14 protein-coding genes, 1 tRNA gene, 1 other RNA gene and 1 pseudogene are annotated in these 21,215 nt (G+C 70.4%); 9 read left to right on the top strand and 8 right to left on the bottom strand.

From position 1 onward, the window contains the following. Positions 1-95: 95 nt before the first annotated feature. Positions 96-2,804 carry a helix-turn-helix domain-containing protein gene (locus tag ACZ5U5_RS26680; RefSeq protein ID WP_469026287.1) on the bottom strand — a complete coding sequence of 903 codons (2,709 nt, stop codon included), beginning with the start codon at positions 2,802-2,804 and terminating at the stop codon, positions 96-98. Between the two features lie 132 nt (positions 2,805-2,936). On the opposite strand from ACZ5U5_RS26680, the gene ACZ5U5_RS26675 reads away from it, so the two are divergent. Both ACZ5U5_RS26675 and ACZ5U5_RS26670 read left to right on the top strand, forming a co-directional pair. Next, entirely contained in the window at positions 2,937-3,335 is a 399-nt protein-coding gene (locus ACZ5U5_RS26675) for a hypothetical protein (protein ID WP_469026284.1), read from the top strand. A gap of 73 nt (positions 3,336-3,408) precedes the next feature. Then, positions 3,409-3,813, top strand: coding sequence for a hypothetical protein (locus ACZ5U5_RS26670; RefSeq protein WP_469026282.1), 405 nt, complete (start codon positions 3,409-3,411; stop codon positions 3,811-3,813). 59 nt (positions 3,814-3,872) lie between these two features. Here the strand turns inward: ACZ5U5_RS26670 and ACZ5U5_RS26665 are convergent, their stop codons facing one another. From ACZ5U5_RS26665 to ACZ5U5_RS26650, 4 genes are all read right to left on the bottom strand, one after another. Next, positions 3,873-5,600, bottom strand: coding sequence for a relaxase/mobilization nuclease domain-containing protein (locus ACZ5U5_RS26665; protein WP_469026279.1), 1,728 nt, complete (start codon positions 5,598-5,600; stop codon positions 3,873-3,875). Continuing rightward, entirely contained in the window at positions 5,597-5,938 is a 342-nt protein-coding gene (locus ACZ5U5_RS26660; protein WP_469026276.1) for a plasmid mobilization relaxosome protein MobC, read from the bottom strand. Before ACZ5U5_RS26660 ends, ACZ5U5_RS26665 begins: the two co-directional genes overlap by 4 nt. 309 nt (positions 5,939-6,247) lie before the next feature. Continuing rightward, on the bottom strand, positions 6,248-7,537 hold the full coding sequence (locus ACZ5U5_RS26655; RefSeq protein WP_469027082.1) for a hypothetical protein: 1,290 nt from the start codon (positions 7,535-7,537) through the stop codon (positions 6,248-6,250). 294 nt (positions 7,538-7,831) lie between these two features. Further along, positions 7,832-9,346, bottom strand: coding sequence for a DnaB-like helicase N-terminal domain-containing protein (locus tag ACZ5U5_RS26650; protein ID WP_469026274.1), 1,515 nt, complete (start codon positions 9,344-9,346; stop codon positions 7,832-7,834). 290 nt (positions 9,347-9,636) lie between these two features. Here ACZ5U5_RS26650 and ACZ5U5_RS26645 point away from each other — a divergent pair, with 290 nt between their 5' ends. The 3 genes from ACZ5U5_RS26645 to ACZ5U5_RS26635 all read left to right on the top strand — a co-directional run bounded on the left by ACZ5U5_RS26645 (position 9,637) and on the right by ACZ5U5_RS26635 (position 12,425). Beyond that, positions 9,637-10,203 (top strand): helix-turn-helix domain-containing protein, encoded by a 567-nt coding sequence (locus tag ACZ5U5_RS26645; protein WP_469026271.1) that lies wholly within the window; start codon positions 9,637-9,639, stop codon positions 10,201-10,203. Between the two features lie 153 nt (positions 10,204-10,356). Continuing rightward, positions 10,357-10,656, top strand: coding sequence for a helix-turn-helix domain-containing protein (locus ACZ5U5_RS26640; RefSeq protein ID WP_469026269.1), 300 nt, complete (start codon positions 10,357-10,359; stop codon positions 10,654-10,656). Positions 10,657-10,667: 11 nt separating this feature from the next. Next, on the top strand, positions 10,668-12,425 hold the full coding sequence (locus ACZ5U5_RS26635; RefSeq protein WP_469026267.1) for a tyrosine-type recombinase/integrase: 1,758 nt from the start codon (positions 10,668-10,670) through the stop codon (positions 12,423-12,425). Positions 12,426-12,780: 355 nt separating this feature from the next. Here ACZ5U5_RS26635 and ACZ5U5_RS26630 read toward each other — a convergent pair whose 3' ends face one another. The 3 genes and pseudogenes from ACZ5U5_RS26630 to ACZ5U5_RS26620 form a co-directional block, all read right to left on the bottom strand. Then, complete coding sequence (locus ACZ5U5_RS26630; RefSeq protein ID WP_469027138.1) at positions 12,781-13,383, bottom strand: hypothetical protein; 603 nt, start codon at positions 13,381-13,383, stop codon at positions 12,781-12,783. A gap of 409 nt (positions 13,384-13,792) precedes the next feature. Further along, a pseudogene (locus ACZ5U5_RS26625) lies at positions 13,793-14,164 on the bottom strand (AlbA family DNA-binding domain-containing protein); the annotation flags it as partial. Positions 14,165-14,351: 187 nt separating this feature from the next. Beyond that, positions 14,352-14,439, bottom strand: a tRNA-Ser gene (locus ACZ5U5_RS26620). 141 nt (positions 14,440-14,580) lie between these two features. Here ACZ5U5_RS26620 and ffs point away from each other — a divergent pair. From ffs to ACZ5U5_RS26600, 4 genes are all read left to right on the top strand, one after another. Continuing rightward, positions 14,581-14,679: signal recognition particle sRNA small type (ffs, locus tag ACZ5U5_RS26615), an RNA gene on the top strand. 44 nt (positions 14,680-14,723) lie between these two features. Then, positions 14,724-17,060, top strand: a complete 2,337-nt coding sequence (locus ACZ5U5_RS26610; protein WP_469026264.1) for a DNA polymerase III subunit gamma and tau — start codon at positions 14,724-14,726, stop codon at positions 17,058-17,060. A 122-nt stretch (positions 17,061-17,182) separates the two neighbouring features. Continuing rightward, the gene (purD, locus tag ACZ5U5_RS26605; protein WP_469026262.1) at positions 17,183-18,481 is read left to right on the top strand and encodes a phosphoribosylamine--glycine ligase; all 1,299 of its coding nucleotides are present in this window, start codon (positions 17,183-17,185) and stop codon (positions 18,479-18,481) included. 326 nt (positions 18,482-18,807) lie between these two features. After that, positions 18,808-20,607, top strand: coding sequence for a hypothetical protein (locus ACZ5U5_RS26600; protein WP_469026259.1), 1,800 nt, complete (start codon positions 18,808-18,810; stop codon positions 20,605-20,607). Positions 20,608-21,215 lie beyond the last annotated feature (608 nt).

Here is a 21,215-nt window from a genome sequence, read left to right as displayed (position 1 = left end):
GGGCCACCCATGTGTAGAGGGAGCCCGCAAGCGCCATAACGATTCTGACGAGTTAATCTATCTCGCTTGGCGCGAGGGCAGACACCGAAGCTCCATCATGCCCAGGGAGGTGTGGGGGAGCCGTCGGGGTCCAACCCGTACGGCCACCGCATCGCGGGGTTGACTAGCCAGGCCAGGCCAGCATCGGCCGCCTGGCGGTAGAGGGCTGCTGCGCCGCTCCAATCTCCTGCTTCGTCCCGCATCCGGGCAAGAGCGGCCAAGGCGAAGGCGTTGCCTGCATCGGCCGCCTGGCGGTAGAGGGCTTCGGCCTCTTCCCTGTTTCCTTCCTTTTCTCGCATGCGAGCCGGGCCGATGAGATGCAAGGCGTCACCTGTGTCCGCGGCGCGGGCAAGCTGCTCAGCTCCGTCTGTGTCCCCGGCTTCCTCCCGCATCTCCACGAGGCGGAGCAGAGAACGGGTATCGCCAAGGTCTGCAGCCTGGCGGTAGAGACCTTCAGCACTGGTGCGCTCTCCCATTGTCTCGCGCATGCGGGCCAGTTCACGCAAGGCGAAGATGTCACCGACGGCAGCCGCGTCCTGGGCGAGCCCTTCGGCGCTGATGGGATCTCCTTCGTCCTCCCGCGTCCAGGCGAGTTCGGCCAGTGCGAGGCCGTCGCCGTAATGTGCAGCCTGCCGTGCGAGAGCTTGGGCGCTTTCGAAGTCTCCTGCCTTCTCCCGCATCCGGACCAGTTCACGCAGGGCGGACGTGTAGCCGGCGGCGGCGGCAGTGTGGGCGAGGTGCTCGGCTTCCTTGCGGTCTCCGGCCTCCTCCCTCAACCGGGTGAGGCGGATCAGCCCTTGATCGTCGCTGACTTCGGCTGCTCGGCGGCGCAGATGGTGGGCCCACTCCAAGCGATACCGGTCCTCGGCTGCGTCAGCGAGACTTTCGAGGTCCTCCAGAGCCGTGAGGTGGGTATAGCCGGCGTGCCAGAAGGAAGCGGGCGGGCACAGGAACTGACGGGTTGTACGGCCGTATTCCTCTAGATAGTCCGCAAGCCGAAACGTGGCACCCGCTGACCGGACCGGTGCAGCCTTCAGCGTGGGAGCAGCGGGTGGCGGGCCTACCGGGCGTGGCCGCATACGTCGTAGGGGCCTCGAATCGCCGGCAACGGGCTGGGCCAGTTCAGCGAAAGCCTGCTCCGCCCAGTCATCTTTGAGTAGGTCGAACGCTGTGGCGCCGAGATAGTCGACAGCAGCGTCAGTGAGGAAAGACTGGGGGATGGGACCGCTAACGCCGAGGCGACAGGCGTCCATCGCTGCATGCACCAAAGCCCTGGCAGCTGGTGTCGCGATGGTGTAGCGGCTCACTAGCTGTGGGGCGCTGGCGAGATACTGAGTGAGCCGGCAGTCGGCACCGGACTGGGCGGCAGCTTCCACCAGGCGCGGATCGCCGAGAGCAGCCACGGCCTCGGCCGAGCGCAGCGTGTCCGGGGCGAAAGAGTCCGGGATAAAGATCGTCCGTCCGTTCAGTAGGTTTCTGGCCTTTACGTGCAGATCGGGCGTGCCGGGCGCTGGTTCGGCCGTCAATTGGTCGAGGTATGTCGGCCAGATGGTGCCCAGGACCAGGATCGGCCCGCGTTCGGGCCTGCTGAGCAAACGCTGCACGGCGTACGCGACTTGCTCGCCGAGGTCGGACGGAAGCAGGTAGTGCTGAGCCTCGTTAAGCCACACCACAGTGCGCGGCTCAACTCGGTCGATCCCCTCCAGCACCGCGTCGGCCCGACTGGGATTGAACGGGTGCCACAGTCGCCACCCTTGTTCCGAGAGCTGCTGGACTGCCTCCCAGCAGGCCCGCGTCTTGCCAGTGGCGGACCCGCCCACGATGAACACCATCTGGCTCTGGCCTGTAGCGGCGTTCTGTACTGCTTCGGCTAGCAGCGCGTCATGCGCTCGTGGAATGTAGGCAGGCAGTTCCGCCTCCGCGCTGGAGTCCGCCCCGATTTGCTGGGCTGCGGGGTGTACCTCCAGCTCCAAGGGGCTCCACTCGCTGATCGGTCTGCCAGGGATCCGGCTTCGCCCGGCGGCGGTCTCACGGAGAGCCGTCAGTTCGGAAAGCGGAAGGTCCAGCTTGCGCGCGAGGACGGCTACCGCCTCTTCGGACGGCGTAGGTCCGGCGGACCGAAGTGCCGACAGCAGTTCTGACTTGCCCGATCCGGTAGGGGCCGTCACGAGGTTGTAGCCCCGTGGCAGGGCCTCGGCGGCGCCGAGGGCGGAGCGGAACATCAGTGCAGCTGCCGGGCCGCGCTCGTTCTCGGGGAGAGCCTCGATGAGGATTATGGCCACCTGCAGCGCCAACAGAGGCGAGTGATCAGGGACGTTAAGGGTGCGCTCGACGGTGGACTTGGCAACAGGCGAGCCCGCCAGGGCAAGGCGGTGGGAGATCTCGCGCAGACTCAGGCCAGCGTCCTGACGGAGCTCGGCCAGTCGGTCGGCCAGATCTGAAGTGGTGCTCTCACGCTCATCCGGTTGTACCCCATGTGCTTCGCTCGTGGCCTGCTGGTGGAGGAAGACGAGGGTCGCCCGCTCACTGTCGTTCAGCTCGAGCGCCCGGACGAGGGCATCCACCTGACTCCGCAAGGGGCGGCGTTCGCCGTTCAGAATGCGCGAGATGGTGGGCAAACTCATGCCTCCCCGGACGGCCAGCTCGCGCTGTGTGTACAGGGATTCGTCGGCTAGCCGGCGCAGTTCGAGGATGAACCGTTTGAAAGCCGGGGGAAGGCCAGCGGGAAGAACCTTGCGAGGTCGCCCCGGGCGCTTCTCAGTCATGTCTCCTCACCTCCTCTGACGTGCATTGTTTCCATTGTCTCAGAAAGTCTGGGACAGTACGTGTGGGGAACGCCACTGGCCGCCCCGTTCACTCGCCGTGCCCACAATGCATCTCGCCCCAAGGGGGTCGCCGTGTCTATCGTCGTTGCCGTGCTCCTAGCGTGCACCGCACTGACCGCCGCGGTCGCGGCACGCATCTCCTTCCGCCTCGCCGTCAACGGCGGCGCCACCCACGCCCTGGCGTGGGGCGGAGCCGGAGCCGCCACGCTCGCCACGGTCGTGGACGTGTGCACCGTCGCCAACACCCTCGATCTTGCCCGCGGCACTCCCACTGGCCCGCGCGTGGCACTCTGCATCCTCACGGTCGCCGTCGCGCTCGGCCTCGCGTACGCGGCATACGACGTCACCGGTTCACGCACGGGCAGCACCCCCACAGCCGGCTTCAGTACGGCGAAGCGACTGGCCTGCGCCGCTGGCGCCTTCACCGGCACCTTCGTCGTCCTCGGGCAGATCCTGCCCCTGCTGGGCTGACACCTTCCACCCCTCAATCCTCGCCCAGAGAACCTGCTGCGACCGAAGGCCCTCACAGGGTCTTTCTCCAGGCATGGATCTCCAGGTAAACGATCTCGGCTTTGGGGTGTATACGGCCTGTGTCGGCGAGCCATCCTTTCACCGCGGCGGTGGCGTCGCTGCCGACCGCGTCGATCATCTGCTTGAACTCGTCGGCGTCCAAACCTTGTTCACCGGACTCGGGCCCACTCACGTTCGTGCCTTACGCGCGTTCCTCGGTCCCGTCGCGGCGCTGGACGACGTTGCGGCGCACCTCGGTCAGGATCTGCTGCCCCTGGGGCAGGGGCAGCTGCTCACCTACTTGATCCGCGGGCAGCGCAGCGTCGTCAAGCAGACGGCGATCCGTATCGCCAACGTCCTAGTGATCGTCTTCGGCTCGCTGGGTCTCGTGGACGCCAGCCTGGAGAAGGCACTCGCCAAGGCGCAGGCTGCCTCCTGACCACCCGCTTTGCCGGTGACCCTCTGCCAAGGAAGAGGGTCACCGGCCTATACCCCGGATTAGCGGGCGTTGCGCGGCCAGTCGTGTCGGCTCGGCGAGGGCCGGGCAGTACTTCCGCGCTTCGCCGCAGCGGTGGTGTGGTTGGGCATCAGGGTGGCGTCGGCGGGCAGGTCGGCCACGCGTCGCAGCCGCCACACGAGCACGTCGCTGATCGACCCGGCGGTGCCCAGCTCCCGCCGCCCGGCGGCCTCGGTCAGCAGCGCCGCCGGGTCGTGGCCGGCGCTCTCGGCGTCGGCGAGCGTGGCGGCCAGGGCGTGCCAGCCCGGTTCGGCGAGAACCTGATCCGCCAACTCCGGCACCGCCTGACGCAGGTGGACGGTCTGCCTATGACGCAGGGACTGCGACAGGCGCTGACCCCGCTGGTGCAGCACGCCCAGTGGGACGGTGGCAGCGGCCTGATAGGCGACGTGCAGGTGCTCGGTGGCCTCCCGGGCAGCGACTGCCTGCTGAGCGTGCCCCTTCTTCGCATGCCAGTGAGCGGCGGCGGTCACGAGAAAGAACGCCATGTCGATCACCATCGCCGTGGTCGCCCCGTCTTCCCCGCGGCCGAGCGCCGGCCCGCTGTAGACGAGATCGCGGGCGGCCTGGCGCAGGGCGCGGTCGTGCCCGCGCTCGGCCTTGACGTGGGAGCGGGTGGCCCGCTCGAACACGAAGGCCGCCTCGCGCAGTTCGGTGCGGGTGTGGGCGGCGGATGTTTTGGCGAGCGCACCCAGGACCTCCCCGGCCGCCGCGATGTGCGCGGCCACCGCCGCGTCCTCACCGTCGTCGACGACCAGCACCGCCTGCCACACCGCCGTGGCTGCCCGGCGCCGCGCAGTGGCCGGACTGCTTGGCGTGGGATCGGAGGCTCGGCCGGACGGTGCCCTGTCGCTTCGGTTGGCAGCGTCGCTGTCGCCGGAGAAGCGTTTGCGAATGCGGGGCAGGGACAGGTCGGGCGAGAGGGTGGAGCCCGCGTAGAACACCGGCTCCTTCTCGCCGTTGCGGTTGTCCGGGAGGGCGACCTTGTAGCCGAGCAGGTCGCCGGAGGGCGCGACGCGCTTGCGGATCAGCAGGCCGGCAGCAGCCAGTCGGTCGAAGAACTCCTCCTCGCTCGCCGCGCCCGCCACTGCCCGCCGTACGGTCTCCCGCAGTTCCTCGCGCGCCGGTTGTTCCCTGCCCTCGCGTTCGGCCTTGTGGAGTTCGGCGCTGGTGGGGCGTTTGGCGGCGGTGCCGTCCCCGGGCGGGACGCGGCGCAGCCCGTAGTCGGCTTCGACGCGACGGGCTTCGGCCTGGGCGCGACGGGCCTCGTTGTGCAGGCGGGGCCGGCGGCCGTCGTCGCGGACGAGGGTGGCGATGATGTGGATGTGGTCGTCGGCATGGCGGACGGCGGCCCACCGGCAGGCTTGCTCGTCGCCGTCGGGGGCTATGCCAGTGGCGGCGACCATGCGGCGGGCGATGGCCGCCCAGTCCTCGTCGGACAGGATCGGATCCTCCGGGGCAGCCCGCACAGACAGGTGCCACACGTGCTTCTCGGGGCGCTTGCTGGCGGGCAGGGCGTTGACGGGCTGGTCGAGCAGGTGCTCAAGCTGCTCGTAGGTGGTCTTCGGGTCGCGGCCGGGGTCGGGGGTGAGCGGGTCGAAGGCGGCCACCAGGTGGGGGTCGATGTGCTCCTCTTCGGTGCCGGGGCCGTAGAGGTAGCGGATCAGCCCGATGGTCTCGCTGCCGCGCTTGTGGATGCTGGGGATCACGCAGGGGCACTACCGTCGCGGTGGGCGAGCAGGGCATCAGCGGCGTCCTCCATGCGGCGGGCGGCGTTGCGCACGGCCTCAGCCGCGGCGTCCAGGTGGGGTGCGGCAGCGCCGGAGTTGAGGGCCTTGGCGACCTGGTTGAACAGGCCGTGGATGCGGCCCAGGTGCCGGCGGGCGGCGAACAACTCGTCGATGACCTCTCGTTCGGTGGCGATCTCGGCGGCGGTGCGGGTCAGGTCCCGGGCGGCTTTGTTGACGGCGTAGGCGAGGAAAGCGGCGTTGGACATCTGGCAGTGGGCGGCGGCGTCAGTGAAGCGCTTGAACTCGGCATCGTTCATGCGGCAGCTGGGCTGGTGCAGGCGCTTGTGCGACTTTGGCTGACGCGGGCGCTGACGTCTCTTCGCAAGGAACTCGGCCTGCCGTTCCCTTCCCTGCTGCGGTCCGCCCTCGGTCGCAGCCTGACGCTCCGGTGCCCCCTGGCGCCGGGCTGTTCCCGCCACCCCAGGGGAGGGAATCCCGGGAGCATTGCTCCCGGTACAACTTGCTGGGCTTGTGGTTGGGGTGGTCATCTCCTTTTGGCTGGTGGGCAGTTCGTGGTGCGAGTCGTGCATTCGACGGTCTTCCTTGGGTGTTGTGGGGGAGCGGGTTCAGCGGGGGTGACCGGCGCGAGCGGCCTTCAGCTCGGCCTTGATGGTGCGGACGACCTCTCCGGCGGTGTCGCTGGCGACGCTGTAGCCGTCCTCGCGCACGGTGTCCTCCAGCAGATCGCGGGAGAGACGTCCGGTCTCCCCGTGGATGCGGTGGGCGTAGGACGTGAGAACTTCCCGTGTCGCGCGCGGTTTGGGGCCCGGGCGATTCGGCCTCGCCCGGGCGGCCTTGCCCGGATCGGCATCCGACGGTTCCTCGCCCGGATTCGGCTCCGGGCTCGTGGTGGTGCGGGCGGGCCGGTGCGGGCGTTTTTCGGGCTCCGGGCGGGCAGCCCGGTGGGCCATGTCATCTCCCGCATCGCTCTCGGACGGGCGGCCCCGATTGTCTGCCCGCCTCGTCGCTGTGGCGCGCGGGCGGGCAGGCGTGGAGCCGCTCGGCGTGCCCGCGGTAAGGGCGGGCCAGCGCCGAGGCAGGGGAATCGAGGCCAGAGCGAGGGCCTGTTGCCGGGTGGCGAGCTTGCGCAGCAGCAGCTCGTCTTGGCGCTTGTCGCGGTCGACGTCGGCCTGCTCCAGGGCCTGGTGCAGGCGGCGGGTGAGGCGCCGGCCTCGCCCCTTGGCACGCCGTTCGGGCGTCATGGCCTCTGCCCGGAGGATCAGGGTGACGGCCCGGTCGAGGGCGCGCTCGCGGATGATCCGGGTGGCGTCCGCGTCCCGGTCGGCGATCCCCAGGCGGGCCAGCAACCGTTCCCGTATCTGCCGGGCGAGGACGGCGGTCAGGCTGTGGGAGTCGGCGTGCGGGCTGCGGTTGCGCAGTTCGATGCCCATCGCCAGGTGCCACAGCATCGCCGCCAGGACAGGGCCGACGAAGGCCCGCACGGTGCCGCCCACTGGGCCGGACTCGGCGTAGGCGGGCACGATCTGCACGGCGGTGATCACCCAGGTGAGGGTGCCGGGCAGGCCGGGCGCCTGCTTCGGGCCGTTGAGGTTCTGCCGGGCCATCAGCGCGGTGGCGAACAGGGCGAGCTCGGCGGCGGCGAACATCGCGGCGCGCTCGATGGCGCTGCCCATGTCGAGGTAATCGGCGGCGAAGCGCCAGCTGGTGTCCGCGCTGTAGGCGGTGCAGCCGATGGCGGCGACGGCGGCGACCGGGATGGCAGCGGCGCCACGGCGCTCCCCGACACCGGGCGTCCGGTTGCGTCGGCGCAGCAGCCATCCAGCGAGCAGGGCCACGACGAGGGGCAGGACTGCGCCGGCCGCCGACGAGGTGGTCCAGTGAGGCAGGAGCGACATAGTGCCGCTGTCGGCGCTTACGTGTGCGGTGTTGCCGAGGGTCATGCAGACGGTCTCCAAGGGGAGGAAAGCGAGGGAATGAGGGGCGTTCACGGAGGGGGCGTACACGCGGGCCCCCTTCTAAAGGGGGCCCCGCGCGTGATCGCTTGGGCGCGTGTACGGCGTGGACGCCCGCGTGATCGCTTGACCTGCGGTTTTGTGATTCGCGTGCGCGCTGTGAGCGCTTCACGGCGGCATCGGAGCGAGTGGGCCGCGTGAACGGTCGCGTGATCGCTTCGCGCGGGCCGGTGGGGCTCAGCCGACGGCGGTGAGGTGGCGTGCGGAGGCGTAGTAGCGGGTCTGCTGCCCGCCTCCGGCTCCTCCGGCGATCCCGTCGGCCTTGGTGGCCAGGCCGCTGTCGACGAGGCGGCCGAGGTGGCGTCGTGCCTTCTCCACGTCGGCGCGGTCGGGGTCGCCCCCGCCGAGCAGGGCGACTGCCAGGTCTCGGGCGGTCATTCCGTTCGGGGCGTTGCGGATCAGGACGGCGGGGTCCTTGGTGGGGTCGACCGTGGTGGTGCCGCGCACGTGATCGTGGGTGACGTCCAGCGGGCCGACCTCCCCGGTGGGGGTCTTGAGGTGGTGCAGGGTGACGGCGGGGTCGCCGGCCTTGCCGGTGACGAACAGGACGCTGCCTGCGCCGGAGACGTACCAGGTGGAACCGTAGACCTGGTCCAGGCTGGGGCGTTGACCGCGCGGGGCATCGGCGGTGGCCTTGCGCTGGTGGTGCAGCTCCAGGATCTCCATGCCGCCTCGCAGGGCGCGATTGCGGGCATTGTGGAAGGCGACCGCGAGGCTGTCGTCGACCATCGTGCTCACCGCGTCCTTGAGGCTGTCGATCACGATGGTGTCGGCCCGGTGGGCGGCGGCGAGATCGGCGAGGAGGTCGGGCTCCTTGTCGAGGGTGGCGGGCAGCGGTCCCTCCCAGACCACGAGCCGCTCGCGCAGGATCTTCTCGTCGGTGTCGAAGACCCGGCGGGCCATGGCCTTGGCGATCTGCTTCGGGCGGTCCATAGCCAGGTAGAGCACCCGCCTGCTGGGCGCGACCGGCATCTCCAGGACCGTCTCCTGCAGGCCGAGGCGGGCGAAGACCACCTGGTGGGCCAGGGTGGTCTTGCCGACCCCGGGTGCGCCGACGATCATCAGGCTCTCGCCCGGTGCCCAGACCGTCTTATCGCGCGTTCCCCACAGAGGTTCGGCGTGCGCGCCGGTCTCCTTGAGGAAGGTCCATCCGTCTTTGGCGAAGCGGGACAGGCGGCCGTGGCCCGAGGCGAGCGCGCGCTCGCGTTCGGCGCGTACCTCCGCTTCGATCTCGCTGCGGATCTCGTCAGGGTCGGCCCCCGGCTCCTGGGCGCGCTGGACGGTCCGTATGGCCGAGGCGTGCAGGCGGCGCAGGTCGGCTTTCTTGCGGATGATTTCCGCGTGGTGCTCCGCGTTGCCGGTGCCGTAGAGCGCACCGGCGAGCTGGTGCAGGTAGACGGCTCCGCCGACACGCTTCAAGTCCCCCTGCTCCTGGAGCAGCTCGCTGAGGACGATCGGGTCGGTCGGCCTGCCCTCGCGATGCAGGGCGAGCAGCGCACGCCAGACCGTCTCGTGCGCGGGCCGATAGAAGGCGTCGTCGCCCAGGATCGGCCGGACCGCGTCGATGACGTCGCAGTCGTGCATACAGGCGCCGAGCACCGCGCTCTCGGCCTCCAGGTTGAAAGGAGCCTGCGCAGACTCGTCCGGAGACGGCGTGGGGCCGTATCCGAAGTGGGATGGCGTCTCGTGCATGTGACCCGTACTCTGGGTCAATAGGACTCCTCTCCCGGTAGGCCACATGGAGCGCCAACTCCGGCCACCGGTCCAGATCGTCATGGTTGGGCGGTTGTCAGGGTTTCCGCTTCGCCCCCGGTGTTCCAGCACCGGGGGTTTTTGCTTGTCCAGCCGCGTTCACCGCCGGGCGCCATAAGTCTACCCTGAGCATTCGGGAGACGTCTAGTTGCATTCTGTTTCCAAATGATGTTAACTGGTTCACCCTAGGCCGCAGCTGTACGGCAGGCCCGCACGACGAGGAGGTGAAGATGGCCAGCGGCAAGGGCGAAGACGACGCGAGCGTCACGAACGCGCGGCCACCGGTCGAGGACAACATCGCCGAGCGCGTGAAGCTGGAGCGCGAGGCACGCGGCTGGAGCACGGTCACCCTGGCCGACAAGATGGCCGAGCTGGGCCACCCCATCGGCCAGTCCGCGATCTGGCGCATCGAAAGCGGCAAGCCGCGCCGCCGGGTCAACACCGACGAGGCCCTCGGCTTCTGCAAGGTCTTCGACATGACCCTCGACGAACTGGCCAGCCCACCAGGACAGATGGCCAACCCGATCATCCGTCGGCTGGTCGGCGAGTACGTCGAGCTGTGGAAGGAATGGCGTTCCCTCGGCAAGTCCATGGACGCGATCCAGGACCAACTCCGGGAGTACAGCAAGGCCAACCCAGACCAGGACACCATGGTCCGCAACCTGCTCGCCCACGAACTGGACGCGGCCTCCAACGGCGACTTCCACCGCCACAAGGGAGCCCGCTCCCGCCTGATCCGCTGGCTCGGCGACGCCTTCAACCCGCAGGCCCCCGCCGACGCTGACGTCGACGAGTAACCCACCCGCCGCCAGGCCCTCGGTGCTGGAACACCCAGGGCTTTTCTCTGCGGCACCTTCGCGCGTCTGCGCAACCGCCCAACCATCACCCACATCACCACGACCGGTCCGACCGGAGTTGGCGCTCCGTACGTGACCAGGTGAGGAGCCCTCTTGCCCGAGATCCCCCTGCCCGTAACCCAGATCGCCCAGCTGCTCGGCATCCCCGAGGGCGCCCTGCGCGCCCTGATGCCCGAGAGGGACGACGTACCCGGCGACCCCACCCTCGTCGGCCTCACCGTCGAGGAGGCCGCCCGCCGCCTCGGCATCGGCCGGACGAAGATGTACGAGTACGTCACGTCCGGCGAGATCCTCTCCGTCAAGATCGGCAGCCTGCGCCGCATACCCGCCGAGGCGGTCGGAGAATTCCTAGCCCGCCGCTACCGGACCACGGACTTCGGAACCGCGGCCTGAGCGGGGCGCACATGGCACAGCCGAAGAAGCCCCGTACGTCCCGCCAGCCCAACGGCGCCTCCACCATCTACCTCGGCAAAGACGGCCGTTGGCACGGCCGCGTCACCGTCGGCGTCAAGGACGACGGCAGCCCGGACCGCCGCCACGCCAGCCGCAAGACACGCGCCGAGATCACCAAGGTCGTACGCGAGCTGGAACGCCAGCGCGACGCCGGAAGCGTCCGCAAGGCCGGCCAGCACTGGACGGTGGAAACCTGGCTCACGCACTGGGTGGAGAACATCGCCGCGCCGAGCGTCGGCGAGTACACGATCGACGGCTACCGAGTCGCCGTCTACCGCCACCTCATCCCCGGCCTGGGCGCCCATCGTCTGGAGAAACTCGAACCCGAGCACATCGAGCGGCTCTACAAGAAGATGCAGGAGGCCGGCAGTGCCGCCGGCACCGCGCACCAGGCTCACCGCACCCTGAACACCTCCCTCAACGAGGCTGTGCGGCGGCGGCACATCACCCTTAACCCCGTCTCGATCGCCAAGGCGCCGAAGCTGGAGGAAGAGGAGGTCGAGCCGTACACGATCGAGGAGGTCCAGCGCCTCCTGTTGGAAGCCCAGAAGCACCGCAACACCGCCCGGTGGGTCATCGCCCTCGCGCTCGGCCTGCGTCAGGGCGAGGTCCTCGGCCTGGCGTGGGAGGACGTCCACTTCGATGCCGGTGTGATCCGTGTACGGCAGAGCCGCCTGCGCCCCCGCTACAAGCACGGCTGCGGCAACCGGTGCGGCCGTAAGCCCGGTTACTGCCCGCAGAAGATCAACACCCGCAAGGAGACCAAGGGAACGAAGTCCAAGGCGGGCAAGCGTCCGATCGGTGTCCCCGAGGAACTCCTGAAGCTGCTCCAGCAACACAAGGAGGAGCAGGCCCGCGAGCGCGCCCTCGCTCGCGACCTGTGGGTGGAGAAGGGGTACGTGTTCACCTCGCCGACCGGCGAGCCGCTCAATCCCAACACCGATTACCACCGGTGGAAGGATTTGCTGAAGGCCGCCGGCGTACGCGACGGCCGCCTTCACGACGCCCGGCACACCGCGGCGACCGTGCTGCTCATCCTCGGCGTCCCCGATGCCGTGGTCGACAGGATCATGGGCTGGGAGCCCGGCAACTCGGCCCGGATGCGCCGTCGTTACCAGCACCTGACCGGCCGCGTTCTGAGGGATACGGCTGCCAAGATCGGCGGACTGCTGTGGCCCATGGCCGCTGACGGAGGAGAGGAGGCCACCGGTACGGCGCAGGCTCCCGCCGGGGTGTTGATGTACGTCGCTCGCATCGGCGAGTACCTCGTCCCTTTCCGCGATCATGGGCACGCCGACTTCCTCGTGGAGCGCTGGCGCTCCGAACGGCCCGGGCAGATCGCCGAGGTTGAGGAGTGGGACCGGTTGAAGTGGGAGAGGGAAGGGCTTGGTGGCCCGAGTGCCGTCCGCGATCGCCTTCCCGATCGCCGCGTCGTCCACCACGCCCACGCAGCGTTCCTGCCCGGCGGGGTGCGTGAGCTGGCTACTCGTCTCGATCCCTGGTCGGTGGATGCCTGGGAGTTCGAGACGGATCTCCACACCGACCAAGTGGTGCGCTGGAGCACCCTTCGCCGGGTGGGAGGAGTGATCGACGTTCGGGCGAGCGGCACGGACGAAGGAGCCGTGACGGCGGCCTTTGCGGCGGCTTGCGCACAGGCTGCGGATCGCGCGAAGGATCCGGGGAAGTACGGCGACAGCGACGAGCGGTAGCCGTAGACGAAGTGGGTGGGCTGTACCGGGAACGGTGCAGCCCACCGCCCGTTACAGACTCGTAGGCGCCTTCTGTTGTGTTGTCGTGCATGGCAGTTCCCTTCGGCAGCGAAGGGGGCTTCTGTGGCGGAGTTCAGCGCGAGTACGGCGAACGGGCGTGCGTCGTGCTGCTGGCCGCCCACCGAGCGACCGTTCTCCGCCGAGGAGGTCGAGACGGCCGCGCGGATGCTCAAGCCCTGGGCGATCCGGTCAGACTGCGCCTTCTCGCTGCGGCGAGAAGGCGGCCTGTCCAGGCGACGCCAGATCGGTCCGCCCTCGACCTCACAGACCGATCGCCGCCACACCGGTCGACTTTCTAGTCGGTCACCACGATGGACTGTTGGTCTGCCCAGGTACTGATACCGGTACGCCGCGTCAACTGCCATGCGGCAGCACGGATTTCCCCAGCCGCCGTGATGCAGTGCGCCTCCGGGATGCCGAAAGTGTGGAAGAGATGGTCAGCAAGCAGGGACGCGGCCTGCACTAGGCCGGTGCTGCCGTCCGCCAGATCGTCGACCAACGCTGTGACCTCGGCCTGTGCCGCAGTGGTGCAAAACGTTCCCGATGGGAAGGGCGGCACTTGGTCGACCGCCAGAGGGTATGGCTCTCTACGCGCGGGCCGCCCGGGGAGAGACGTCGGCAGCGGCGGGGCATAGGGGTGGGCGTACATGCCGTCGACGAGGTCGACTTCGACGGCCACTGTTCCGGCGACTCCGCACCGGTCCCGTGCATGGCTGGCAAGGAAGATCAACGCTGACATCAGCCTGTGGGCCAGGAAGTCTCCTGCGAGGGAGCGGACCCGGTCCGTCGGATCCTCGTCGTTGTCCACTGAGGTTTGGAGGGACTGCGCCCAGATGCCGGATCCGTCGTCGTAGAGGTGCGCCAGGTCGCTGTCGGCGCGATCGGAACGCTGCTCCACGATCAGTCTGTGGGAACCCACGCTGACATGGCGGAACAGCCGTGTCTCCGTAGCGATCAGCGGCTGTGAGGCCAGGAGCTGCTCCTTGTAATCGATGAAGGAGCGCTGGTTTCAGTCGCATCTCGCCAGGTACGTCGGGAACCAGCGTGACCAGCAAGTGGGTTCGAGCGCGCGCCAGTTCACTCGTCACGAGCCGGGTCTCGATGTCGCGCATACGCTCGGCCCGGTCTGCGGCGGACCTAAAGCGTTGCTGGTAGGCGCTGGCCACGTATGTCTCCGTCAGCCAGTCCGTCTTGCTGCCGGCGCGACGCGGGTAGCGCAGAGCCGCAGAGGTCGGTTTCGTCGGCGGCGCGATGATGGCGTGCGGCGCCTCCGGGCTGCGGGGAACGGTGAGAAGGAGTAACCCATGCCCAGGATTGGCGGGGTTCTCCTTGAGAAGCGGTTCCCATCGCACGGACGGAGCCGTGGATGCGGCGATCCGCTGCTGCAGGTCCCGGACGTGTCGATCGTCAAGGTCCACGTCGAATGCGCGAGAGGGAACGCCTCGGCTTTCCGCCATCCCGATGACGAGGATTCCACCGATGTGGTTGGCGAGAGCGGCGACATCTTTGGCCAGCTCTTCTCTGCTCTTGGCGTCACTGCCGTAGTGCTGCTGCTTGTAGTCGAGGTCCTCGGCTTCTACCGCCTCCTGTCGCCCGATGAGGGCAGCGATGTCGCCGTACCCGACCTTGTCGAGGCGACCGCCGAGGAGATCCTCCAGGCGACGGGAGCGAAAAACCATGGTTCTACGGTAAGCCGCGTACCGGGCCAGCCGTGGCGCTGTTCAGGTCCTGGGGGGAAGGGATTCGGTGTCCACCGAGGTCCGCCCCAGTCCAGGCAGGGCAACTGAGACCAAAACTGAGACCACGCACGACGAAGGGCCCTACCGCGAACGGTGGGGCCCTTCGACATCGTGCCCGGTGAGGCACTGGCGGAGGATACGAGATTCGAACTCGTGAGGGGTTGCCCCCAACACGCTTTCCAAGCGTGCGCCCTAGGCCACTAGGCGAATCCTCCGCGGCAAACAATACAAGACGTTGAGGAGTGCTCGCGAACCAGATCCTCCCCGGTCCCAAGATCGCTCCCGAGATCGTCCTGAGGGGGATACCGGAGTGGGTCCGGCGTCGCTTCCGGCCCCCGGGATCCGCTAGGGTGGGTGTCAGCCCCTCACGTGGCGCTATCTGACTGAACTCCCCCAGGGCCGGAAGGCAGCAAGGGTAGGTTGGCTCTGGCGGGTGCGTGGGGGGCGCTTTGCGTTGGGGCGGTCCTGGTTGTCAGTGGTCGCCATTAACCTCGTGTGTGTGTCGTCTCTCGCGTTGTACCGCCGTTATCGCCCGGAGTCGTTCGCCGAGGTCATCGGGCAGGAGCATGTAACCGACCCGCTGCAGCAGGCGCTGCGCAACAACCGGGTCAACCACGCCTACCTGTTCAGTGGCCCGCGCGGCTGCGGCAAGACGACGAGCGCGCGCATCCTGGCCCGCTGTCTCAACTGTGAGCAAGGTCCCACCCCGACGCCCTGCGGCGAGTGCCAGTCCTGCCGTGACCTGGCGAGGAACGGCCCGGGATCGATCGACGTCATCGAGATCGACGCCGCCTCGCACGGAGGCGTGGACGACGCCCGTGATCTGCGCGAGAAGGCCTTCTTCGGCCCGGCGAGCAGCCGGTACAAGATCTACATCATCGACGAGGCGCACATGGTCACCTCGGCGGGCTTCAACGCCCTGCTGAAGGTGGTCGAGGAGCCGCCGGAGCACCTTAAGTTCATCTTCGCGACGACGGAGCCCGAGAAGGTCATCGGGACGATCCGGTCGCGTACGCATCACTATCCGTTCCGTCTCGTGCCGCCGGGGACCCTCCGTGAGTACTTGGCCGAGGTGTGCGGCCGGGAGCAGATGGCCGTGGAGGAGGGTGTGTTCCCGCTGGTCGTGCGGGCCGGTGCCGGGTCCGTGCGTGACTCGATGTCCGTCATGGACCAGCTCCTCGCGTCCGCGGCGGACGACGGCGTGACGTATGCCATGGCCACGTCCCTTCTCGGTTATACGGACGGGTCGTTGCTCGACTCCGTGGTGGAGGCCTTCGCCTCGGGGGACGGCGCCGCCGCCTTCGAGATCGTCGACACCGTCATCGAGGGCGGCAACGACCCGCGGCGCTTCGTCGCCGACCTCCTTGAGCGGCTGCGGGACCTGGTGATCCTCGCCGCGGTTCCGGACGCGGCGGAGAAGGGGCTCATCGACGCCCCGTCGGACGTCGTGGAGCGGATGCAGGCGCAGGCGGGCGTCTTCGGCGGCGCGGAGCTCAGCCGCGCGGCCGACCTCGTGAACGAAGGCCTCACCGAGATGCGGGGGGCGACTTCGCCCCGGCTGCAGCTCGAGCTGATCTGCGCCCGCGTGCTGCTTCCGGCCGCGTACGACGACGAGCGCTCGCTCATGGCCCGCCTCGACCGGCTGGAGCGTGGCGGCAACTTCATGGCGGGGGCGCAGGGCGGGGGGCCCGGACCGGCCATGGGGTACGCGCCGGGGCCCGAGGCTCATGCGGGCGGGCAGCAGGGGGCGGCCATGCAGCCGGGTCCTGCCGCGCCGCAGGTTCCGCCGGGGGGCGGGGTCGCGGCGGCGCGGGCTGCGGTGCGGGGTGGGGGGCAGGCTGCTCCTGCTCCTACGCCGGCTCCCGCTTCTACGCCGACTCCTTCGCCAGCCTCTGCGCCTGCTGCTCCTCCCGCCCCTGAGCCCGCGGCTCCGGTTCAGGAGAGCCCTCCGGTGGCTCCTCCGGAGCCGGCTGCCGCCCCGCCGTCCGGCGAGCGGCGCCCCGGCGGGTGGCCCACGGCTTCGGCGCCCGGCAGCGGCCCGGCGAAGTCCGCTCCTCCGGCTTCCGCTCCGTCTGCCCCTGCTCCGGAGGCGGCCCCCCGGCCGGGCGGCTGGCCCACGGCCGCGGCGGCGGGGGGCGGCGCCCCGGCTCCGCAGCAGCCCGCGCCCGCGCAGGCGACGCCCGCTCCGGCGGCCTCCCCGGCTCCGGCGCAGGCCCCGGCCCAGGCGGCTCCGGTGGGCGGACCCGACCCGCGGACCCTGTGGCCGAACATCCTTGAGGCGGTGAAGGGCCGCCGCCGCTTCACCTGGATCCTGCTGAGCCAGAACGCCCAGGTGGCGGGCTTCGACGGGACGACACTGCAGATCGGCTTCGTGAACGCGGGGGCGCGGGACAACTTCGCCAGCAGCGGCAGTGAGGACGTACTGCGGCAGGCGCTGTCCGAGCAGTTCGGTGTGCAGTGGAAGGTCGAGGCGATCGTCGACCCCTCGGGGGGCTCGGCGCCGCCGCCCGCCGCGGGCAACTTCGGGGGAAGCGCACCGGCGTCCGCGGGTGGGTACGGGGGCGGTGCGCCCTCGGCTCCTCCGCAGCAGCAGCACCAGCAGCGGCAGTCGCCGCCATCCGCGCAGCCCACCGCAGGCCCGGCACCGGCCGCTCCCGCGCCTGCCCCGGCTCCCGCTCCGGCCCCGGAGCGACGCGTCGTGGACCATGTCTCGCCGGAGGACGACACCTGGGCGGACGACGACCCGGACCTGGTCGAGTCGGCACTCTCCGGCCATGACCTGATCGTCCGCGAGCTGGGCGCGACGATCGTCGAGGAATACAACAACGAACCCTGAGCCCATCACGCAGCGGTGGGCCCGGAGCCGCCCCATCTCTGGAGGAACGTACGAACGAGGCAGCCCCCGGGACTGGGGCGGCCGTACGAAGGCACGGGCCGCGCCAAGCTAGGCTGGCGCCCGTGAAGGTCCTCGTCATCGGCAGTGGTGCCCGCGAACACGCCCTGTGCCGCTCTCTGTCCCTCGACCCCGACGTCTCCGCCCTGTACTGCGCCCCCGGCAACGCCGGCATCGCGGACGTGGCCGAGCTGCACCCGGTCGACGCCCTCGACGGCAGCGCGGTGGCCGCCCTCGCCACCCGGCTCGGTGCCGAACTGGTGATCGTGGGCCCGGAGGCGCCCCTGGTCGCCGGAGTCGCCGACGCCGTGCGCGACGCCGGGATCCCCTGCTTCGGGCCCTCCGAGGAGGCCGCCCAGCTGGAAGGCTCCAAGGCCTTCGCCAAGGACGTGATGGCGGGCGCCCAGGTGCCCACCGCGCGGTCCTACGTCTGCACGACCCCGGAAGAGATCGACGAGGCGCTCGACGCCTTCGGGGCGCCGTACGTCGTCAAGGACGACGGCCTCGCCGCCGGCAAGGGCGTCGTCGTCACCGACGACATCGAGGCGGCCCGCGCCCACGCCCTGGCCTGCGACCGCGTCGTCATCGAGGAGTTCCTCGACGGCCCCGAGGTCTCCCTCTTCGCCGTCACGGACGGCGTCACCGTCGTCCCGCTGCAGCCCGCGCAGGACTTCAAGCGCGCGCTCGACGGGGACGAAGGGCCGAACACCGGCGGCATGGGCGCGTACTCGCCCCTCCCGTGGGCCGATCCGAAGCTGGTCGACGAGGTCATGCAGAGCGTTCTGCAGCCGACCGTGGACGAGCTGCGCCGCCGCGGCACCCCGTTCGCGGGGCTGCTGTACGCGGGGCTCGCGATCACCAGCCGCGGCGTACGCGTCATCGAGTTCAACGCCCGCTTCGGCGACCCCGAGACCCAGGTCGTCCTCGCCCGCCTGAAGACCCCGCTCGCCGGAGTCCTCCTTGCCGCCGCGAACGGCACCCTCGTGGACCTGCCCCCGCTGCGCTGGAGCGACGACGCCGCGGTGACCGTGGTCATCGCCTCGCACAACTACCCGGAGACCCCGCGCACCGGTGACCCCATCGAGGGCCTCGGCGATGTCGCGGCACAGGATGCCCCGGACGCGTACGTCCTGCACGCGGGGACGAAGCGCGACGGCGACGCCGTGGTCAGCGCGGGCGGCCGTGTGCTCTCCGTGACGGCGACCGGCACGGATCTGACCGCGGCACGCGAGCGCGCGTACGCGGCGCTGTCCCGAATCCGCCTCGACGGCTCCCAGCACCGTACGGACATCGCGGCGAAGGCCGCCTCGGACGCGGCATCGGACGCGATCGCGAAGGCGGCCTCGGAGGCGGCGCAGGCGTAACGCACGTCACTCGCGCGCCACCCGCGAACGGCTCACAGGCCCCGGATCTGACAGTGGATCCGGGGCCTGACCGTCATCCACCTTTACCCAAAGCCATTCCATCGAGTGACCGCTGGCCCATCCGGCTGACGATGCCCGGCACCCCAACTAGGGTGCGGCGCAAGCGGTTCAGGTGCCCAGAGCCAAACAGACCACCGGCATTGCGATGTCAGTGGCGGGTGCCACAGTGGGGGAGTGAGCAAATCCATCGGCGGCTGCCGTCCGCCCGTCGTCCCGGCCCCCGGCCGGGAGACAGGCGGCGCAGGCAGCAGGGGGTGACATCGGTCGTGTCAGGTACGGGTGTGGAGGTGGGCGTGCAGTCCGCGCGTTCCCAGGCGCTCGCCGTGCTGCGCATCCGCAGCAGGGCGCTCGCCGTCGCGCTGCTGCCCGCCGCCGTCGCCGTCGTGCTCGTCGCGGGCGGCGTCACGGGCCATATGACCGGCGGGAGTTGGGACGTCGCGCGCGGTGTCGTGACGGTTGTCGCCGTAGTCGTCCTGATCGCCGCCGCGGGCATCGCGCTCGTGGTCGCGCGCTCCAGGCCGGCCGTCAGCCCGACCGTCCCCATCACCGAGGGCTCGGCCCCCGATCTGTACCGCCTGGTGCGGGACCTCGCCGACCGCCTCGACGTGCCGGCCCCCTCGGCGATAGCCCTCACCCCGGACTGCGACAGCTGGCTGGAGGACCGCACGCATCCCGCGCACGGCCCGCCCGCGGAGGGTTCCGCCCCGCAGCCCCCGAAGGAAGAGGGCAATGGCGTACGGGACGGCCGCCCCGCCCCGCGCCGCCCGGCACCCGTGGCTCCGGTGCTCGTCATCGGCTCCCCGTTCCTGTGGTGGATGCGGGTCGGCGAGCTGCGCGCGGTGCTCGCCCCGGTCGTGGCCGGTACGGGACCCTCGGCGCACCCCGACATAGCCGCGGCCCGGCGCTTCATCCGCGGGCTCGACGCCGCGGTCGCGGTCACGTCCGCGCCGGGACGCGGTCCGCTCGTGCGTACGGTGCTCGGCGGTGCCGGCTGGGTGACGCGGCTGCTCCTGCGCAGTGTCCGGGGGCATGCGGGCGAGATGGAGCGCGGGGTCGCGGCGGCCGCCGCCGAGCGCGCCCAGGCCGTGGACTACGGGGTGCGGATCGTCGCCCAGGAGCAGGTGGGCCTGGCGTATGCCGGGTGGGACCGGCTCCTGACCAAGGTCGCGCTGCCCGCCTGGCGGATGGGCCGCTGGCCCTCCCGGCTCGACGCGGGCGTCGTGTCCGCCCTCACCGAGCTCTCCCGCAGGGACCGTCTGGCGGAGGGCTTCACGTCCCGCCTGGGCGAGCGCCCCGCCTGTGACCTTCTGGAGGAGCCGGGCTCGGTGGACCAGGCGGCTTCGCTGCTGGCCGCCCGCCTCTTCCACGGCGGCCCCGCCGAGCAGGGCCCGGACTGGGCGCCGGTGGCGTGGCAGGAGTATCCGGACGAGGTCGTCGACCGCAGGTGGCGCATGGACGCCGCGCGCCTGCACCGCGTACTGGACTCGCTGGGCGTCACCCACTGCACCGACGCGACGACAACCGACTCCAAGGGCCCGACGCTGGGCCGCGTACTGGACCACCTGACGGCGGAGACCACGGAGACCACGGAGGCCGCGCCGGAAGCAACCGCCGCCGCCGAAGAGCCCCTGTTCGGCGAGGAGTCGGAGGACGGCGAAGAGTCCACCGACGGCCCCGGCGGTCTCCTGGCCGCGGGCCTCACCGCGGAGATCGCCCGCGAGGAAGCCGCTGCCCCGCCCCGCCCCGCGCCCACGGGGCAGGGCCCGGACGACGCGCTCTGGGACGACGGAACGCTGCCGCTGTTCCCGCTCCAGCCGCCGCGTACGGGACGGGAGTTGCTGGCCGATCACGTCACGGCGCTGGTCTGCTGCGCGGCGGTGGACACGGCGGGCGCGGCCCCCGGTCTCGACTGGCTGGACGGCCCGTCCCTCCTGGTCGACGGGGAGCGCGCGGCGGATCTCGCGCCGGTCGTCCTGAGCCTCGTGGAGGACGGCGACCCCATCCCCCTGCGCGGCTGGCTGGCCCGCCTGGGCGTCCGCCCGGAAAAACCAATCCGCCTGGTCTAACCACCCCTCGACCGGTCGGCCCCCAGCACCGCCCAGCCCGCCCCATGCGCCGACAGCCCGTCCCCAACCTCACCGGCCTGCCTCCGGGAGCCGACCAGCCCCCCAGCGCCGACCGGCCTGCCCGATCGCCCGTCCCCAGCCCCGACATACCTGCCTCTGGGAGCCGACCGGCCGCCCCAGCCCCGACCAACCTGCCCCGGTGTCGACGCCTGCCCGCCCGCCGACCGGCCTGCCCACCCCCAGCCCCGACCCGCCTGTCCCAAAGGCCGACCAACCTGCCCCGGTGTCGACGCCTGCCCCAACGCCAACCGGCCTGGCCGAACGGCCTGCCCCCGGCCCCGACCGGCCCTCCCCCGGAGCCACGCACACCAGTGGGCACCCACGCGCACCCCGTTCACCCACCGCCCCGCACGAACCACCCCGCGCCCGCCCCCGCCCCCACTCCCCGGAACGCTCCCTTCCGTTCTCGTCTATTCGCGACGAACGGTGACGGAGTGCGTGCGTAATGTGATGTGCTGGGATCGGTCGCTGGTGTGGCATGCAAACCGTCAGGCAAGCAGCAGGCAAGCGGCAGGCAAACGGCACCGCGCAGGGGTCGGGCACAGCGC

It is taken from the genome of Streptomyces sp. NPDC033177 (genome assembly GCF_055577715.1).
This window is presented reverse-complemented; position numbering and strand designations above follow the sequence as displayed.

Coding starts and splice junctions, on each gene's coding strand:
- ACZ5U5_RS26645 (WP_469026271.1), top strand. CDS start 9,637: ATGGCCAGCGGCAAGGGCGAAGACGACGCGAGCGTCACGAACGCGCGG.
- ACZ5U5_RS26650 (WP_469026274.1), bottom strand. CDS start 9,346: ATGCACGAGACGCCATCCCACTTCGGATACGGCCCCACGCCGTCTCCG.
- ACZ5U5_RS26660 (WP_469026276.1), bottom strand. CDS start 5,938: ATGAACGATGCCGAGTTCAAGCGCTTCACTGACGCCGCCGCCCACTGC.
- ACZ5U5_RS26635 (WP_469026267.1), top strand. CDS start 10,668: ATGGCACAGCCGAAGAAGCCCCGTACGTCCCGCCAGCCCAACGGCGCC.
- ACZ5U5_RS26680 (WP_469026287.1), bottom strand. CDS start 2,804: ATGACTGAGAAGCGCCCGGGGCGACCTCGCAAGGTTCTTCCCGCTGGC.
- ACZ5U5_RS26655 (WP_469027082.1), bottom strand. CDS start 7,537: ATGTCGCTCCTGCCTCACTGGACCACCTCGTCGGCGGCCGGCGCAGTC.
- ACZ5U5_RS26670 (WP_469026282.1), top strand. CDS start 3,409: ATGGATCTCCAGGTAAACGATCTCGGCTTTGGGGTGTATACGGCCTGT.